General features: G+C 49.6%; 15 protein-coding genes. 7 read left to right on the forward strand and 8 right to left on the reverse strand.

Annotated elements, in window-relative coordinates; translation table 11 throughout:
• Positions 1 to 31: 31 nt before the first annotated feature.
• From PsAD46_RS15790 to PsAD46_RS15805, 4 genes are all read right to left on the reverse strand, one after another.
• The gene (locus PsAD46_RS15790; protein ID WP_063291996.1) at positions 32 to 1,222 is read right to left on the reverse strand and encodes a cytochrome c peroxidase; all 1,191 of its coding nucleotides are present in this window, start codon (positions 1,220 to 1,222) and stop codon (positions 32 to 34) included.
• Positions 1,222 to 1,932, reverse strand: a complete 711-nt coding sequence (locus PsAD46_RS15795) for an SCO family protein (protein ID WP_063291997.1) — start codon at positions 1,930 to 1,932, stop codon at positions 1,222 to 1,224. Before PsAD46_RS15795 ends, PsAD46_RS15790 begins: the two co-directional genes overlap by 1 nt.
• 65 nt (positions 1,933 to 1,997) lie before the next feature.
• On the reverse strand, positions 1,998 to 3,308 hold the full coding sequence (locus PsAD46_RS15800) for a selenium-binding protein SBP56-related protein (RefSeq protein WP_063291998.1): 1,311 nt from the start codon (positions 3,306 to 3,308) through the stop codon (positions 1,998 to 2,000).
• A 22-nt stretch (positions 3,309 to 3,330) separates the two neighbouring features.
• Entirely contained in the window at positions 3,331 to 4,143 is an 813-nt protein-coding gene (locus tag PsAD46_RS15805) for an IclR family transcriptional regulator (protein ID WP_063291999.1), read from the reverse strand.
• A gap of 222 nt (positions 4,144 to 4,365) precedes the next feature.
• Here PsAD46_RS15805 and PsAD46_RS15810 point away from each other — a divergent pair, with 222 nt between their 5' ends.
• On the forward strand, positions 4,366 to 5,646 hold the full coding sequence (locus PsAD46_RS15810; protein WP_063307325.1) for a DsbA family protein: 1,281 nt from the start codon (positions 4,366 to 4,368) through the stop codon (positions 5,644 to 5,646).
• Positions 5,647 to 5,749: 103 nt separating this feature from the next.
• Here PsAD46_RS15810 and PsAD46_RS15815 read toward each other — a convergent pair whose 3' ends face one another.
• The 4 genes from PsAD46_RS15815 to PsAD46_RS15830 all read right to left on the reverse strand — a co-directional run bounded on the left by PsAD46_RS15815 (position 5,750) and on the right by PsAD46_RS15830 (position 11,011).
• Entirely contained in the window at positions 5,750 to 6,442 is a 693-nt protein-coding gene (locus PsAD46_RS15815) for a hypothetical protein (RefSeq protein WP_208981868.1), read from the reverse strand.
• A 244-nt stretch (positions 6,443 to 6,686) separates the two neighbouring features.
• A complete protein-coding gene (locus PsAD46_RS15820) occupies positions 6,687 to 8,900 on the reverse strand; it encodes a polysaccharide biosynthesis tyrosine autokinase (protein WP_063307327.1) in 2,214 nt (737 codons plus the stop codon).
• Between the two features lie 5 nt (positions 8,901 to 8,905).
• Entirely contained in the window at positions 8,906 to 10,156 is a 1,251-nt protein-coding gene (locus tag PsAD46_RS15825) for an outer membrane beta-barrel protein (protein ID WP_063307328.1), read from the reverse strand.
• Positions 10,157 to 10,399: 243 nt separating this feature from the next.
• Positions 10,400 to 11,011, reverse strand: a complete 612-nt coding sequence (locus tag PsAD46_RS15830) for a sugar transferase (RefSeq protein WP_063307329.1) — start codon at positions 11,009 to 11,011, stop codon at positions 10,400 to 10,402.
• Between the two features lie 945 nt (positions 11,012 to 11,956).
• Here PsAD46_RS15830 and PsAD46_RS15835 point away from each other — a divergent pair.
• The 6 genes from PsAD46_RS15835 to PsAD46_RS15860 all read left to right on the forward strand — a co-directional run bounded on the left by PsAD46_RS15835 (position 11,957) and on the right by PsAD46_RS15860 (position 18,792).
• On the forward strand, positions 11,957 to 13,066 hold the full coding sequence (locus PsAD46_RS15835; RefSeq protein WP_082831173.1) for a glycosyltransferase family 4 protein: 1,110 nt from the start codon (positions 11,957 to 11,959) through the stop codon (positions 13,064 to 13,066).
• Positions 13,067 to 13,231: 165 nt separating this feature from the next.
• Positions 13,232 to 13,825, forward strand: coding sequence for a polysaccharide biosynthesis/export family protein (locus PsAD46_RS15840; protein ID WP_208980916.1), 594 nt, complete (start codon positions 13,232 to 13,234; stop codon positions 13,823 to 13,825).
• Positions 13,826 to 13,906: 81 nt separating this feature from the next.
• Positions 13,907 to 15,205 carry an oligosaccharide flippase family protein gene (locus tag PsAD46_RS15845; RefSeq protein WP_063307330.1) on the forward strand — a complete coding sequence of 433 codons (1,299 nt, stop codon included), beginning with the start codon at positions 13,907 to 13,909 and terminating at the stop codon, positions 15,203 to 15,205.
• 6 nt (positions 15,206 to 15,211) lie between these two features.
• A complete protein-coding gene (locus PsAD46_RS15850; RefSeq protein WP_063288600.1) occupies positions 15,212 to 16,111 on the forward strand; it encodes an ATP-grasp fold amidoligase family protein in 900 nt (299 codons plus the stop codon).
• Between the two features lie 50 nt (positions 16,112 to 16,161).
• Entirely contained in the window at positions 16,162 to 17,166 is a 1,005-nt protein-coding gene (locus PsAD46_RS15855; protein ID WP_208987880.1) for an EpsG family protein, read from the forward strand.
• A 456-nt stretch (positions 17,167 to 17,622) separates the two neighbouring features.
• Positions 17,623 to 18,792: an amidohydrolase gene (locus tag PsAD46_RS15860; RefSeq protein ID WP_244273216.1), complete on the forward strand. Its 1,170-nt coding sequence runs from the start codon at positions 17,623 to 17,625 to the stop codon at positions 18,790 to 18,792.
• Positions 18,793 to 18,827 lie beyond the last annotated feature (35 nt).

Below are 18,827 nucleotides of genomic sequence, written 5' to 3' on the forward strand. Positions count from 1 at the left end.
AAGTCTGAGTGGATCAACCTAGGTTACTGCCTTAGTGACTATCCGGCGGTAACACTCTTGCTTCGCTTATCAGGCAGTCGAGATCAGGAGAGGTCAGGCTTTGCAGAAAGGCTTCGAGGTCTTGTTTTTCAGCTCCTGTGAGACCAAGCGGGCGGATGCGTGGGTCTTGACCACTCAGTTGTGATCCGCCTTGGTCGTAGAACTCAATAACCTGCGAAATCGAACTGAGATGGCCGTCGTGCATATAAGGTGGCGTTACTGTGAGGTTGCGCAGTGAAGGCGTACGAAATCTCCATCTGTCAACTGGGTCCTCTGTTACCTCATAGCGCCCTAGATCAGCTTCGCGTTCAGCGCTAACAGATCGGATTTTTGAAAATTCCATCTGATGCACCACTCCGGGGGCAACTTGCACAGGAATGCTTGTCGGGGGATTTTGGCGCTTCTCTTCACGCATCTGACCATATCCGGTGTCATGGAAAAGCTCATCCGTAAAGAGAGCGTGATCATCTTCGATCAGATGGCAATCACTGCAGCCCGCTTTGCCGTTAAATACCTGAAAACCACGCCTCACATCGGCACTGACTGCAGTTTCATCACCACCAAAGTACCATTGATCAAAGGGACTGTTCCCCGCAAGGATTGTTCTTTGATATGCGCCAAGGGCCATCCCAATCCTGTCGAGAGACGCCTGAGCCTCAAAGGTATCCTCGAACATCTGCGCATAGTCCGCAAGCTCCCTCAAAAGAGCAACAACACGTCCCGCAGACGGATTTGCCATTTCATTTCGTGCGGTTAACGGACCGATAAACTGTGTCTCCAATACATGATCCCGGCCATCATGAAACAGCACATCCAGGTATCCAACATTCAAAATGCTTGGCGAGTTTCGCTTAAGACTGCGCCCTTCAACGCCGATGGCTGTGCTCAGCTCCCAATTGGTGAACCCTTGCTCTGGAACATGGCACATGGCGCAAGACATGGTGTGGTTGATTGACAAACGCCGATCGAAAAACAACTTCCGGCCCAGCTCAATCTTCGCAATACTAGGTGGGTTGTCATGTGGATGCGGGACGGGCGGAAGTCCAAGCGGGGTAGAAAGGCTCCGCTTCAAAGCCACTACAGACCAGTTTTCCGGGTCTGCTATGCAATGCGATTGTGCATGTGCGCCATCTGTCCAACACAAGAGACTGCCAATCAGACATGTAAGAAACCACTGGCGCATTATGACCTGCTTTCTTCCAGTAAAAGTGTCTCCACATCAGTGATCAGGAGCCTCGGGTCGATGGTTCCAAGCCCATAGACGTTACGTACAACGCCTTCGCGATCAACCAGATACATCCGTAAAAGATGATTGATGACCTCCTGATCGTTTGACTGGTCAATGACTTGGCCAAAGCCATCCAGAATAGGCTGCAGATCTGTCATGCCTGAACTTGTAAGCACGTGCCATTTCAGCTTCTGATCGGCATTCGCGTCGATTTGAAGGGGGTATGCAAAGGAGTTGATGGCCTCGACCGTATCGCGGGCAGGATCAAAGCTGATCGTGATCAGCTGAACGTCTTCTCGTAGTCCGGGCAGCTTCTCGCTGGCATCGTGAATTTCAAAGAGCGTCGACATGGCGATAGGACACCCATTCTCATCGCCGCACATCAGATAGACAAAGCTCACCAGATTGATCTTGCCTCTGGTCAGCGCTGCAAGTGAATGTGTCTTTCCATTTACATCCAAAACCTGCCCATCTGGAGCTGTCTTAAACCTGTTCAGTGTGTAAGAACCCGGCTTGGGAGGATCAAACTGAAACTCTTCATGAGGGGTAAAGGCATCTGAAAATGGGCGAGTGGGAGCAGCTTGTCCGGCCATTAAGGTATACCAGAGTGCTGGAAGTGTTGCTGCAACACCACTGAAGACCAGGAGCTTTTTCAATACACGCATGCATCAGACCTAATGAGTTGGAAAAGCATGGGGCAACACGCGTGCTGCCCCAAAACGAGTTTGATCTAGCTGGTGTACAGCTCAGAACTGCCAAAACGCATGATGTGCGCACGGCCAAGGCCGAGCTTGTAAAAATCGATATCAAAGTCCTCGATCAGCTCTTTCCCATCCCAGGTGTATGCACGCAGATATTGCACATCGTCGTCACCCTTTTTGTCCCAGTTTGCCAGCAAGGAAGAGCTGAAGTAGACCCGTTTCCCATCCCAGCTCTGGCTGACCATGTTGACCTGACGGTCGATGGTTTTCTCATAAATTTGAGAGGGGTTATGCGGATCGGAAATATCAAAGAGCCGCGTCTTGCCATCCATGAAGCTATTGACCCACAGTGTCTGATCATCAGCAGCTATGGAGATATCGACGGGAAGCGGAATGTCCGCAGGGTTTCCAATATCCGCTACATCTTTGGCCTGCCATTCCCCACTGTCGTCCTCATAAATCAGCCAGAGTTTGGAGGTGAGAGCGGTCGTAGAGAATGCATAGTTCGCATTCGGGCCCCATGGGAAGCGGATCTCCAGCGGAGCGCCCGGCACGTTGAAGACCTTACGCGGCTGACGAGTATGCAGATCCCATTGAACGATCGTATTGCCAAACCGCTTCATCGCGTCGGCATCTTGCAGCATCTGCCCAAAATCCATCATGTAGTTTGACCAGCCAGTAAAGGAGGAGGTCAACATGATGTTCTTGCGAATGAGTGCGCGAATGTCATAACCATAACCGTCCGCAACAGCATCCCCCACAGCAACGGCACCCTGCATGTCACTAGCGGTTGGCATCCAATAAGTCGCCACGTAATCGCCGGCATCGTTGTATTCAACCAGTGCCGTACGCCCCCCGTGATCATCATCATTGGAAAGCCCGGTGATCATCATGCTGCCGGGAAGGGCAAAGAATGTGTGTGGCCCGACAACGCCCCCCGAATCCTTGACAAAGGTCTCAATAGTTTTGTGGAGGGAAGGTTTTGATGGATCGCTATGTACGTCGAAGATGAAGATGCGATTGGTATCCAGACCACCAGTCCAGAAATAGCGACGATCTGCTGAAAAGCCACCATGATGTGCTTCATTCCGTCCGCCGACAGAAAGACTGTTGATCACCTGACCGCGCATGGGCGAGTCTGGCCGCAGATCAATGGTAACAAGCTTATCTTGCTCGTCACCCATTCCCTCAACGCCGAGAGTCCAGACATAAACGAATTCTTCCTGACCTGTAATCTTGGGCATATAAGGTGACTGACAGGTTTCATCAGCAAAAGCTCTAAACGGTCCGGCAGCCGCTGCAGCAGCAACAACCAGTGTACCAAATTCTCTTCTATTCATAAGATCCTCCCATAGAAATTAATTAATGAGTATTTCGAGTTGCCTCCAACTCGCCGGAAAGAGCCTCCAAATTTGCTCTCTCGGCATCAACAATTGAGCAGTGCTGAATGGCAGCTGCAGCGCGTATGTTTTCTTCTTTGAGAACTGGCAAAATATGCGTGTGAAGTCGCGGCTTTATGCGGTTTTGGGGACCGACAACACCCATGCTGAAGAGTGCTCCAAGTCGGTCAACCATAATGGGCACGGCAATGCTGGTGACACCGTCATCAATCTCGCCATCACAAAGCGCAAAGCCATCGCGCCGCACGTTCTCCAGCTCAGAAGCGATATCAGAACTGTCAATGAGAGTGGCTTGCGTAAATTGCACGCGTTCGGTTCGCAGCAGTTCATCTCGCAGTTCGGGCAATATGAAAGCAGCAATGGCTTTGGCGGAGGAGCAAGCATGAACAGGCCGGGTCCCGAGGCCGGGGTAAATATAAGATATGGATGGATCATTGGGAGGCTCAACATGGATAAGGTCCACACGGCCACCACGATACCGTGCCAAAAAAGCCGTCTCACCAAGTTCAATCACCAGCCGGTGGATCATAGCAGAGACAGCTTTGATCACATGTGACTCTGATTTTCCTGTGAGGGCAATTTTGATAAACCGGATACCCAGAACATATCGTTTGCCGTCCTCAACCTCATCCAGAAAGCCGCAGTTAAGCAGAGACGACAGATTCCGATAGATCGTTGCTCTGGGAAGTTTGGTCATCTGCGCAAGATCGTTCGCACTGACCGGCTTGGCGGCTCCAGCAACAGATTCCAGCAGCTGTATCAAACGTTCCTGCATGAGATTCTCACAATATGGACGTTTGAAGCGTATTCTGAGAAAAGTTTATCCGACAACCCGTGAAATTTGACAGGGATAAGGCGCCTTTTTGTAGCTTACGTATTACGAATATGCGTCATTGAACGTCCGCTAGGTTTGCAGACATCAATCAAACGCCTCGTTGCAGCAAAAGAAATAGCAGGTTAACGTTGCCCCTCACTCTTGGATGGAGGAGCCGTCTCTATGTCGTTTCACTCAGCAATAAAGTCGAGAATTGCAGAATACATTACAAGTGAAACCAGAGTGCAGCGAAAACGGGCCTCCTACGAAAAACAACGAAGCCGACGAGGTGAGGCGCATGAAGTACACTATTTTCATCATGCCGCAGATCCATACGCTCACCTAACACTTCAAATGCTCGGCGACTTTCAGCAGCACTATGCAGTCACCCTGAAGATCCATCTGATCTCCGGCCCGCCTGATTGGGCCGTACCAGAAAGGTCAGCGTTGGAAGCATATGCTCGAGTGGATGCGGCCTTCCTTGCCAAACATTACGGCCTGACAGGCAGGCCTTTTGAAGCTCCAGATGAAGCCCAAATCAGTCAAGCTGAATCGTTAATGGCAGAGGAACTCTCCAACGATGCGTGTGTTAGTAGGCTGCTGGAAATAAGCACTAAATTGTGGTCTGGAGAAAAACTCCAATCTTCAGTGGAGGGCGACAAGGTTGATCAAGCCAAAACCTGCGGTGATGCGCTCCTCGCAAAATACGGGCACTATCTCGGCGCGACCTTTTATTATGGCGATGAATGGTATTGGGGCATCGACCGGCTACACTATCTCCAGGATCGCCTGCATGAACTTGGACTTGGGCCTTCCGCTCCTAAGTTGGCGCCAGCGGCAAGGCAAAGCCGACCAGCTCATACATCGCCAACGCATCTGGAGGTCGACTTTTTCCTGTCGTTCCGGAGTCCATACTCGTACCTGGCGTTTGACCGCACCTGCACTCTGGCTGATCGGCAGGGGGTAAAGCTGAACATTCGGCCCGTCTTGCCTATGGTCATGCGCGGCTTGCCAGTACCGCCTATGAAGCGGAAGTACATATTGGCTGATGCCGCGCGTGAAGCCCGCTTGCATGCCATTCCATTTGGCCGGATTTGCGACCCACTGGGAACAGCAATCGAGCGAGGCTACTCACTCCTCGAGTTTGCTGAGAAGAATGGCAGGCTTAGAGAGTTTTGCAGTGCCTTTATGACCGGTGTATGGGCGAAAGGTGTTAATGCAAGCACAGATAAAGGCTTGTCACGTATCCTCGCAGATGCCGGTCTGGATTGGCAGCAGGCACGTCTGGTCGTCGACAATGAAGATTGGCGTGCAAGAACAGAGCAAAACCGCAAGGAACTTACAGAACTCGGGCTTTGGGGCGTGCCCAGCTTTCGAGTTGGAGCCACCGGTATATGGGGGCAAGACCGCCTCTGGGCGGTGGAGGACGCCATATGCGATGCCACTCTAACTGTCGAAAACTAGATGACGTTCTCATCAGGTATCATTTGAGAAGCAAAACCTGGTAGAAATGCCAAGGCAGCCACGGGATGCAGGAGGATCCCATGGCTTGATCAATCAGGCTCGTTTAGGCGTTACCAAGGAATGCTTGAAACGCATTAACGCGTTCTGCATGCTCACGTGGGTTAGCAGAATGTTTGACGAGTTTAGCAAGCAACTCGGTACAGGTCTGACAATGCGCACGCAGGGCATTGTCTTCCTCAGTGATCTCATAACCGTCGAGTTTTTCGTTTTCTTCCAGTGAAGAGACCGCATGAGCGGTGCGGGCAATGGCTTGTGCCAGTACTTTATCCAAAATCACTTGTGCTCGTCCTTCAAACTCATCCTTCTTGGTGAGGTTAGAAAGGTGAGGGCACATGAAGGTGATGTCCTCCGCAATAGCACTCTTCATCGTGAAGGAAACGTGCTTGAGCGCCTTTGAGACAACTGGAGGCATGCGGCCAACCGAAATGTCATAGCCCGCCATCAGCAGCGAATTTGGCAGGTTTTCAGAGTATTGCATCAATGCCAGATAGAAAAAGCCGGAGCACTGGAACAGATCAATCGCGGCTCCCTGCGCCACTTCACTCTTTTCAGTCTCGCGATCCAGCAATGCAGCCAGTTCGCATAATGCAGTAAAACGCTCTTCCATACGTTTTTGCGCATCCTCTAAGCCATTCGCAAAAGCTTTAGGTGACCCACTGGCCGTTGGAAACAGAGGACTGGAAGTGTCAAAGAGATCAGCCAGTTTTCTGGCCGCATTTTCGATTTGTTCAGACAAGGTGCATCCCCTGATCATAAGAGCCGAGCATTCAGCTTCCTACATCACAAATAAACCGGGATGCAATGTGTAGCAGTTCAGAGTAGCAAGAGATTGCATAGTAACGCACTGATAAATCGTGGCTCAGGGAAATGGGCGGACTTGAAGCGATATCGCAGTGTTTCTGGAGAGTTGAGAGCACCCTCCATGGTCAGTCCTGCTAGACCATGGAGGGTAAACTTACTTGGCTGTCCTGGCTAATCGATCACTTATAATAGCCGTATCCATAAGACGCCTGGTGTTTGTTGAGTTTGGCTTTGCTCACATCGAAATTGTTCAAAATGACTCCGAGGGTCTTTCCTGGAGTTTGATCCAGGAGGTCTTTTGCCTGCTCAACTAAACCGCCGTCCGTATGGTTCCATGAGGCAACCAGCACGGTTGCGTCGACGACATGAGAGAGCACACGGCTGTCAATCAGTGGCAATGTTGGTGGACTATCGATGATGACCAGATCAAAAGACTTACTCGCTCCATCCAGCAGCGTTTTCATTGCTTTGGAAGAGAGCAATTCAGCTGTCTCCCAGAGTTCTCGGTGACTTGGAGCAGGCAAATAATAAAGGTTTGAGCCTTCTTCATGTTTGGTAGCCTCAGCAAAGGTCACTTTTCCTGTCAGGACATCTGCAAGGCTCTTTTCATTCAGATCTCCCGGCGCATCTGCCGAGATCTGACGACGCATATCGGCATCAATAAACAGCACCCGCTCTCCAGCCTTCGCAGTGTAGTGAGCCAGATTGCGTGAAATGGTGGATTTACCTTCTCCTGGAATGGCCGAGGTAATCAGCAGTGTCTTGATCGGGTTGTCCAGACGCGAGAATTTGACCCGTGATCGCAGTTCGCGAATGGATTCCGCGTAATGGCTCAGTGGGTTTGCCGATGCAAACTGGGTGATCTCATTATTTAATGCGTCGTTGTTTTTGACGCCTCGTGCGGAACTTGCATGTTTGCTCGCAAAAAATCCAAGGAATGATTTCAGTTTCGAGGTAGATGCACAGCCATCAATCAAAGGCACCTGAGAGAAGAGGGGGAGGCCAATCCGCTTTTCAACATCCTCTTTTGATTTCAGCGTGTTGTCGAACTGCTCAATGAGAAGAGCAAGCGCGGTGCCTATGATCAGACCCAGAACTGCAGAGACGAGAAGGAACAACTTCTTGTTAGGAAAGCTTGCGTTGTTTGGAATCTCTGCAGGACTCAATATACGGCTGCTGACAGAGTTCATTTTCTCAAATTCTTGAGTTTCTTTCAAACGAGCAAGGAAGGATTCATAGAGGGTTCTGTTTGCTGCTGCCTCTCGTACCAACTCACGCAAATACACCTGAGCATGGTTTTCTGTGTTGGTGACATCACGCAGTTCTTCAAGGCTGCCTGCGATGGAAGCCTCACGTCGTTGTGCGACGGCCAGCTCATTTTGTGCTGTGTCCACAATGCGCTGCAGTTCTTTCTCGATTTGCGCGCGAAGATCAGTCAACTGCGAGCGAACACTCACAACAGCCGGGTGTTTGTGGCTGTATTTTACGGTAAGAGCTGCTTCCTTACGTTCCACTTCAGAAGCTTTAGCGCGCAGCTGGGTAATCACAGCTGATTGGGCTGCGTCGGCAAAAGAAGACGTAGAACCGCCGCGAACAAGCACTTTCTCAATCTGATCTACTCTTGCCTGAGATTCAGCTGTTTTAGTGCGCGCAAACACGAGTTGCTGGTTCAGCGTCGCGACTTGTTTTTCGTTGATCGTTCCGCTACCTGCGAGTTGCAGGTTGAACTCATTCCGGAACTGTTCAACAGCTTGCTCAGAGCTGCGGACCTTAACGCCAAGTTCGGCCAAACGGATGCTCAACCACTCGCTTGCCTGGCGAATTGAATCAAATTTGGTTGCCAGCTTGTCAGCCAGATATGCCTCAGCAAACCCATCTGCCAACTGAGCTGCCATCTCTGGAGTACCTGCCTGATAGGAGAGGTCAACAACAGTTGTATTACGGTTCAAAGTAACATGAAGTCCGTCGAGAACCCGCTGCTCAAGACTGGTTGTTGCAGGAGGTTCCCCGGTAATTTTTGCAAACAATTCCGCCAGATAAGAAGGAACTTGTCGAAACTCTGGTGAGTTTTCCAGGTCGTGATCATTGATAACGCGCTTTGCAACCCCGTTTGACCCGATGATTTCAATCTGGCTTTGCAATAGTTTGTTATCAGAGCCAAACCCGCTGAGAATAGCTTTCACATCAACGACATTTTCCGCGCGTGTCTCGATATAAACAGAAGTCACGGCCGTGTATTTAGGCGCCGCAAAGAATGCAAGAGTGACGCCAAGGATGGTGACAACGCCTGTGACACCGAGGATCAGCGACCAATAGTTGCGCAAATACTGAAAAACCAGTCGAAGATTGATTGTGTCTTCTGGTGTGGCATTCGATGCTAGGGAATTTTGCATGGATCTCAATACTCTACTCTTGCGTTGATCCCTATCAGATGCCGGCTGTAGCTGCTTGCAGCTTCAGTAGACTTGAGCCTCTCAAAGTCATAGTAGGCACCGAACTTCAGGTTGCGGTTGATGAGATGTTTTGTTTCCAGTCTCGCACGCAGTGTATCGTCGCGGCGGCTGGTGCCTGCGAAGTCCTCGCGTTTGAAAGAGAAAATTGGTGAAATGACAAAGTTCCGCCGGAGCTCGTAATCCATTGAAACTTTGGCGGTTGAGGTGAGTTTGCTGACATATCCGCCAAGTGAGCTCTCTTCCACCGCTTGGCGCCCGTCGAAGTTTACGACCAGGAGCGGAGAGGGCATCCATTGAACATCAACATTGAAAGAATAGGTTGAAATGTCTCCGCGGCTGCCCAGATCATAATCCTGTCTGAGATACCCGATACCAGCAGCGCCGTGCAGATTGCCGCGTTTATCCAGCTCTAGTCCCGTCAGAAACTCAAACCCATTTGAGTCCCGATTTTCTGCACCGGTCGCCTTCCAGTCGCGCACATCAAATTCCGCGCTAACAAAAGCGCTGAACCCCGGCGAAAAGGCATAATTGATTTTGCCTAGCAGATTATATCGTGTGCCATCGCGTGCGTCTTGATCAATGGTGCCGCCATCCTTGGCCTCAACGTCATGGTAGTTGTAATGATTTACAGAACCGCCGCCAATGAACCTCAGGCGATTGAAGACCTTTGAAACCCGGGCAGAGGCGGAGTAAGCATCACGCCTAACACCGTGTTTTGCGTCTGAAGAGCCATCTGCATCACCCAAACCATACTGTCTAGATTCAATGCTTGTGCCGAGGTCCAACGCAAAATCTTTAAGGACCTCAAGTTGTGCTCCAGCTGAAGCGCGTCCTGACAACGTGGAGGCATCTGAATTGGAAAATACCTGCTTACGTTGCCCGGACAAGCCGAAGTGAATGCGATGACGTGACATGTCTGAGTTGATCGCAAGCGCTGGAGCAAAGACGCCCACCATGCTGCTTTCTTGATGATCTCTCGTTTTATAAAGATTGCTGTCGAAAGAGAGCCCAGAGGTCAGGGATGGCATGAAAACCCAGTTTGCATGCCGAATACCTTGAGCATTGTATTCCGGGTGAGAGCGCAGGCTATATCCGCCCCCGTTTTGCAAGAGAGCGCTGGAAAGATCTGAAGCCGTCGCAGCATCAAGAGCTGAAACGGCCATGCAGGCTGCAAAAGTGAACTTCATGCCATTCATGTAAGCACCAAGGAAAGCAGATATATCTTTACGCTACACATTTGATTGGAACTCATTTTTTTGTTCTGTGACGGGCCCAGACCGACGAGAGAGGCTCGTGCTAGCTCGATGCCTTTATGTCGTGTCTAATGAGATGAAAGTGACGTTCTGTGCGCCTGCATGTTCTGGGCGTTGCGTGAACGATTTTGACCTCACCACCGAGGAAAAGAGCGGAACTTAACCCACTCTTTTCACTCGCAAAGTTCAGTCCTTCTGCGACACCGAAAGTTGGCTGCCCTGAAATTCTGGCATGGTTGCGTGCCCCGCAGCGCTAATGCCTTCTCTACGCAGAACGATGATCATGGTCATGAAGATGATTTTCATATCGAGCCAAAAACTCTTGTTCTCGACGTACCAGACATCCAGCTCGAATCTGGAATCCCAATCGATGCTGTTGCGTCCGTTGACCTGTGCCCAGCCAGTAATTCCTGGTTTCACAAAGTGACGCATCATTTGACGCTTCGAATAGTGCTTCAAAAAGCCAGCATGTTGAGGACGAGGCCCAACAACAGACATTTCGCCCTTCAAAACATTCAGGAAACCTGGAAGCTCATCAATGCTTGTTGCACGCAAGATACGACCGAATAAAGTTAGTCGCTGATCGTCCGGAAGAAGTTTGCCAGATGCATCACGTTCCTCGGTCATGCTCCGAAACTTGTAAATTTTGAAGACTTCGCTGTTTAGTCCGGCACGATCTTGCTTGAAAATGATTGGGCTGCCCAGTCTGGTGCGTACCAAGATAGCTACCAAGATCATGATGGGTGATACAATCAGCAAGATAGCAAAACTAAAGACTACATCGAATATTCTAATCATGGTGCACTTCTAACTACTGTCGCTCACGGAAAGAAATACTTCATCCCGCCATGGTCTCAATTTGAGCAAGCCCCCAACACCCTCAGAAGAGCTACCTCACGAACTGTTTGCGATACAGCATGTCAGTCTTGCTTTGCCTATATCCCCTGCAAAGCTCAACCACCTGCTGAATGACGCAACAGAAAACCAGATCTACGCATCGCATTAGTTAGAGTTTTCGTAGAATTCTTACCAATGCTATTCTGATTTCAATTGGGGTAGGTATTTGATTCCAAGTAATAAAGTCAAGATTATAAATATAGATTGTCACATAACTTAATTTATAAATATACTTATAATAGTTTAACTATTTTAAGGTGCGATTATATGAGAATTTTAACTAATATATACTTTAAATGCATTGAGGTATGTCTCATAAAATTTCCATAAAATGCCGTTCAGTTGCATGTTGTGTATTTTTTGGCGGAAAACACAGGTTTTTGCGCTTCAATAATATGGGAATTAGATGACCCATGCACGACTACTGGGTTTGAAAAATTCAATCGATCTTCTCAATCTCGCAGAGTATTCGTGAGGTGTGTTAAGAGAAAAGTACTGTAATATAGTAGATAATTTATTATAATTAGAATGAAATGGTAATGGTAATTTATTAAGTTAGATTTCAATTTGCGTAATCCTCACAATACTTTGCAAAATCATTTTATTGAATTGACTTAATTGCTTCTTGTAAAATATTTACGTCCTAGGTTGCTTTGGGTGCCAAGTGTTCACTGGGAATGTTCAGTAAAAATTTAATCTTACAGCAATCGTGCTCAGGCACTGCAGTGCAGGCCAGCATGGATCAGAAATCAACTTGTATTTGGGTTGCTCAGTCGCTCTGAAGGGGCAGCAGCAAGGGCAGGTGGGTTTGTTGTTATACCTAGTTTACTTGATTGAACAAGACAAATGAGAATACTTCTTGTTGCCAACAGCAGCTTTAAACTAATCAACTTCCGGCGTACTTTGATTGAGCAGTTACTGCGAGAAGGGCACGAGCTGATTGCAGCGGCCCCTCGCGATGACTACACGCCAGATTTCAAGAAAATGGGTGTGACATACATAGAGCTCCCCATGGATGCCACGGGAACCTCTGTTGTCGCTGAACTAAAGCTGCTTCTGCGGATTTTCGGCATTACACGACGGTATCGACCCGATGCTGCACTGGGCTTTACAATTAAGCCCAACATTTACGGAGCTCTGTCTGCGCGCTTGCTCGGTATCCCGTTTATCCCGAATATTACAGGAATGGGCAGTGTCTTTGACCGTGATGATCTGTTCGCCCGTCTGATCAAAGGGCTCTATCGATCTGCATTTCGCAGATGCCCGCGGGTTTTCCTTCAAAACCCTGAGGATCTTGCCTTCTTTATCAAAACAGGCCTGATTTCAAAAGATCAAGCCTGCCTTTTGCCTGGATCAGGTGTTGATCTTACAAATTTCCATTCAACGGCTCTTCCGGGCAATAGTCATCGCCGAACTTTTACACTCGTCGCGCGGATGCTACGCGAGAAGGGGGTTATGGAGTTTGTCGAGGCGGCTCGTGCTCTGTCTCCCAACTTTCCGGATGCCCGCTTCGTCTTATTGGGTCCGTCAGGCTCCGGAAAGGCCGGTGCATTAAGTGAAGACGATATGAAAAGACTGACAGCCGATGGGGTCGTTGAATACCTGGGCTCAGTAAAAGATGTTCGTCCGGTTGTCGCTGATGCAGATTGTGTTGTGCTTCCTTCCTACTACCGGGAAGGCACACCAAGGTCGCTGCTTGAAGCCGCTGCTATGGGCCGTCCCATCATCACAACGACCATTCCCGGATGCAAGGACGTGGTTGATGAAGGCCAGAATGGTTTCCTCTGTGAGCCAAGAAGCACGCAATCAATTGAAACTGCAATGCGGCAGTTTCTTATGATGAGTGAGACCGCAATAAATGAGATGGGTCAAGCCTCACGCAAAAAGGCTGAACAGACCTTTGATGAGAGAATTGTAGTTGACCACTACACATCTATTTTGCAGGCAACGGCCTAGGTCAAAACCTCAGTACCGTAAGCGTTTCAGAAGGCCTTTAAAGTCCATTCCAGATTAACTTTGGTACGTAAAATCATCGGTTTACTCTTTCTTGTCCGGCATTGGTTCGCAACCACGCCAGCTGCAGGATGAAAGAGAGTTGAGACAGAAGAAAAGGGAATTGGTGTGAAGCAAAAACTGCTCAATGGCTTAACAGGTCTCGTTATCCTTGGCCTTCTGCAGGGCTGCGCTTCGGGCGAGTTCGCAGAACACAACACGCAAAGCCAGATGGCATCTGGCCGTGTCTTTTCACAGCCTGAGTTGTATCGGCTTGGTCCAAGTGACAAGCTGCGTGTCATGGTGTTTGGAGAACCTGATCTCTCAGGTGAGTTTGTTGTCGATGATCAGGGGAAACTCGATCTACCTCTCATCGGTGATATTCCAGCTGGCAACAGCAGCGTAAAAGAGCTGGAATCCCGCATCATCACCGCACTCAAAGACGGTTATTTGAAAGAACCGCGCGTGAGCCTGGAAGTTATAAGCTCACGCCCGTTCTTCATTCAGGGAGAAGTCGCACGGCCAGGAGAGTACTCCTATAAGAACGGGTTGACCCTTCAGGACGCCATCGCTGTTGCTGGTGGATATTCTTATCGCGCGAATACATCAAACATCTTCATTCGGCCAGTTGGCAGCAACTATGAAGTACCGGTAAACCTGACAGGTGCACGCCTTTATCTGCGCCCTGGTGATAGCATCCGTATTCCAGAGAGATATTTCTAAGCCCGTGCAAACCAAAATGAAAACCATGCGACTGGCTTCTAAGTCAAAACGGTTCAGGTGTTCTGAAAAGGAACCACTGCTATGATCGCTCGCCTGCTCAGACATCAGGCTGGCATCAAGGTGCTGGCCCTCAAAGGCACTGAGGCCTTGGCAGGTGCTGCCATGACCATTTATCTGGCACGAATACTTGGACCTTCGGCTTTTGGCGTCTTTGCGTTCGGGCTCGCAACAATAATGTTGCTGGCAATCCCGATCAAAAACGGCGCATCCACGTTGATCACCAAGCACGTGGCCATTGCCAGTGAACGCAGCGGAGCAGAGCAGGCCGGACCTCTTCTGGCAACAGGACTTCGCTTGTCGCTTCTTTATGCAGGCGTGCCAATGGTGTGCCTTTGGACAGCTGTTGCACTAAGTGAAAGCTCCAATGTCTTTGTTGTAAGTGTCGCATTCTTTTCTCTGGCTCTGCCATTCCTGTGCCTCACAGGCTTGATGGAGGGGGTTCTGCGCGGCAGCTTCCGGCCTAATGCAGCAATCCTTGTCGGAACCGTACTTGTGCCATTGCTCGTCCTGGCAACTGCTTTTTTATTGACAGAGCAAATGCAGGCACAAGGCTGGAGGTTTGCTGTTGCAGTCTACATCGCAGCCGCAATCGCGATCACAGTAGTGAGCCTGGTACTTTCCCGCCCATATCTTGGCAACCTGCTACCGGTCCCAAAAGAAGACCGTATGGGTGGCCGTGAATGGCTACACCTCGTCGCTCCCTTTGCAATTGTGACTGGACTTCTGATCTTCAATCGGCAGATCGACACGATACTTCTGGGTGTGCTTGCCGGAGAAAAAGAAGCTGGAATCTACCGCATCGCCGCTCAGGCATCAGTGCTTGTCACATTCGGCGTGCAAGCCATTGGTCATCTTTACGCGCCCTATCTTGCGACAGCAGACAGATCGGCAGCTCCCTCGAAAATCTCAGGATACCTTCGCAAAAGTGTTCTCTTCTCAATCGCCTTTGGCCTGTTTGCTCTCGTGGCACTCGCAGTCTGGGGAGACGAAATTATCACCTTGTTAGCAGGGCCAGAATATCTGGCAGCCTATCCGGTGATGCTCATCCTTTGCGCTGCTAATCTGGCTGTGGCCGCAAACGGAGCAACTATGCAAGCGCTTTATATGCAAGGACACCAGAAGCGCACAGCATGGATCTTCTTTGCATCGGGTGTTTTCTCCGTTGCTGCAAACGTGACGTTGATCCCGTACCTGGGCATCAACGGTGCAGCGATTGCATCCTCTGCAGCCATTCTTTCATGGTCACTGGGCCTTCGCTGGTTAGCTTGCGGAGTGTGGCGACTTTCTTATCTAACACTCTCACCTCGTGACCAGGAGTGACAGCTCATGAAGCTACAAAACTTCCTTCCAACCGGACATTTCTGGGATAACGCACTTTCTGTCTTAAACGCACGGAAACGCTTGGGATATTTCCCGAACCCGCGGAAACCACGCAGTTTTAACGAGCATATCCTTGCACAAAAATGGGATTTTCGGGGGGATCTTGCACTCGCAAGTCGGGTGACCGACAAGGCCGAAGTCAAAAAATGGCTCGCTGAGATTGGTATGGAGCATTTGATTGTACCAACGCTCGGCGTATTTAAAAATACTTGGGATATTGAAGCGTTTCATTTCGAAGGTGAGCTTATTGCCAAGTCCACCCATGGCAGTGGTGAAGCTTTAATCAGGACTGCCCAGAACGGTCGAGCCTTCTCTATGGAAGACTTGGAGATTTTCCGTAGTTGGTTCTCAGAGGATTATTACAAGCGCAGCCGTGAACCTAACTACAAAGGACTTAGCAAACGGATTATCGTAGAGCCTTTACTACGTGATGAAACAGGCAACCCACCTAAGGACTTCAAGTTCTTTTGTGCAGATGGGGAGCCTTTTGCTGTTCAGGTCGATCATGGCCGGTACACCCATCACACGCGCCAACTGTATGATACGAGTTGGCAGCTTCTCCCTTACTCAATGTGCTATGAGCGCAATCCGATCCCAATGCGCAAGCCAGCCTTACTTGATCATGCCCTTGAGGCAGCACGTCAGCTGTCAAAAGGCTTCGGATTTGTCCGCGTCGATTTCTATTTCATGCCAGCAGGTCTCAAACTCGGTGAGATGACGTTCTTCCCTGGAAATGGCGCTGAGCGTTTTTCTCCAGCAGAAGGAGATGCTCAGTTGGGAAGGCAAATCAGGAAAGTCAGCTTTACTGCTGACCAGACAGCCGGAATGCAAAAGCGAAAGGCATAAGACCTATGTGGCCATACGTCATCATAAGTGGGGTTGTGTATTCAGGTAGTATGTTGTCCGTTTTTGACAGACGCACATCTGTCGTAAGCTGGGCTTTGCTGGCGTCCTTTGCGATTGCCTTGAGCGTTTTTATAGGTTTTCGTTTTGAGGTTGGAAAAGACTGGATACAGTACAACTACATCTTCAAATTGATAACTGAACTACCTTTTATGCAAGCAATGGCCTTTACAGATGCCGGTTACGGTTTTTTGAATTGGCTCTCCCATCAGATGGGGTTGGGCATCACTGGTGTCTTTTTCTTTTGCGCAGTAGTTCTGGTTGTTGGACTAGTAATGTTCGCTGCTCTAACGCCTTATCCTTGGGTAGCAGTTGCAGTTGCGATGCCGCACATCGTGACGATCATGGCAATGGATCACGTGCGTCAAACCACTGCGCTCGGATTCATATTGATTGGACTTGCATTTCTGGCGCGAGATCGTGTGTGGACATTCGTAGTCTGCATTTTGATGGGAGCATTATTTCATCGAACCGCGATTATGTGCCTGATATTTTGGCTCGTACTCGCGCAAAAAAATCGAATCTTGCTATATCCAGCGATATTGGCCATCTGTGCGCTCCTAGTGGAGTTCTTGTTGGCAGATCGTATCGGTGTCTACGTTTTGCGTTATGTTGAAACGTCTGCCGGATCTCGAGGCGCGCTGATAAGGTTACTATTTAACGCTTTGCCTGCGGCTGGTTTCCTACTTATCAGAAAAAACGTGAAACTTCCCCAAAAGTTCGACAAGGTTATGAACTTGATGGCATGGATTGCCGTATTTTCACTTCTACTATTGCCGATGCTTCCCTCAGCTGTAATCGTTGATAGGATCGGAAAATACTTCCTCCCAGTCCAAATTCTGTTCTACCCAATAATCATCTCTCAAATACGCGGATACGCTTTGCGTTTCACTGCAGCAGCTCTTATTTGCGCCTATCTGTTTCTGACGCAGTTCTATTGGCTCTACACAAGTGAACTGGCAGATTTTTGGGTGCCTTATAAAATGGCTCAATTCTGAGTGTGCCTAACTACATAAATACGGTTGGTACTTATCTTTTGTCGTCAAGCGACTGACAGATAAATGGAAACTGACCGTATCACAATGGCATCCCGAAGTTTAAAACAGCCTTGTGAAGAGCGACACAGATCTATCCGAGATGGTTGGTCTGACAAAAAATAGGCCTTCAATAAGCACGCCATAACAGCACCGAATACCGATATAATTCATTTGTATTTGCCATGAGCTTACGCGCTTGCGATTTTGGGGAGAGAAGAGGGCAAAGGGCCTGTAAGAACTTGGACCCGCGTTCGCGTTCACATCGCAAACTGTTACAGATGCCTTCCAACCTGGTTGGCTAATCCTTCAAGTTTTTGATTGCGTTGGAAAAAGCGGCCTGCCGATTGATCTGAGCGGGCCGGGATGCTTAGTCTGGTTTTGTGCGCGCATCTGACTACAAGTGTGGAGACTTATATTTTGGACACGATCCAGTTCAAATTGACTGCTGAACAAATTGGTCATCTGACAGATGTTCGGCAAACACTGCATAAAGCGCCGGAAGCTTCTGGTGAAGAAGAGCAAACTGGTCGCTTTATTGTCGGGCAACTCGAGCGGATTGGGGCTGATCATATTGTTTCCGGGCTTGGCGGTTTTGGGGTGATTGCTGAGTATCGTGGCGCTGCAGATGGGCCAACTGTGATGATCCGGTGTGAGCTGGATGGGTTGCCGATTGAGGAGATCTCTGAGGTTCCTTATCGCTCACAAATCCCGGACCGTGGCCACCTGTGTGGGCATGACGGGCACATGACGATGGTTCTTGGCGTAGCACATTTGCTGTCCGCACGACGCCCGAAGCAAGGGCGTGTCGTGTTGATGTTCCAGCCAGCTGAAGAGACTGGAGCAGGGGCGGCGGCTGTGATTGAAGATCCGAACTTCGCAGAGTTCCGACCCGATTTCGCCTTCTCACTGCATAACTTACCGGGACGCCCCATGGGAGAAGTCAGCATCTGCCGGGAGTATGCCAATTGCGCATCCCGCGGAATGCAGATCAACCTGCGCGGAAAGAGCTCTCATGCAGCTGCACCGGAAGATGGTTTTTCTCCGGCCTCGGCAATCTCTGTGTTGATGGAGCAGCTTGCGAAGCTGGGTGTCGGCGGGGAAATGAATAATCAATTCACACTCAGCACATTAACTCATGCCCGTTTAGGGGAGCCAACGTTTGGGATTGCACCCGGGTTTGGAGAGCTGCGTGTCACACTGCGGTCCATCAGTGATGCATTGATGGAAGATATGATTGACCGGGCACAAGAAGCTGTCACGCAGGCAACTCCTGATCTGGATGTTGCCATCACATGGCATGATATTTTCCTTGCTTGTGTCAATCACCCAGAAAGCTGTGATCAGATTATTCAGGCAGCAAAACGGGTCGGCACCCCATTGAAGGAACTGGATTATCCGATGCGTTGGTCAGAAGATTTTGGCCGATTTGGATTGGATGGCGCAAAGTCTGCCATGTTCTTTTTGGGCTCTGGAGAAGCGCAGCCTCAGCTCCACAATCCTGACTATGACTTCCCGGATGAGCTGATCCCGATCGGAGCAGACCTGTTCGTTACGATCATTGATCAACTTTTGGGTCTTGCTGATTAAAGCCCATCGACGAGCTTGTAGCCCCATCTCTCCCA

Source organism: Pseudovibrio sp. Ad46, from assembly GCF_001623065.1.
In the GTDB taxonomy this organism is placed as follows: Bacteria; Pseudomonadota; Alphaproteobacteria; order Rhizobiales; family Stappiaceae; genus Pseudovibrio.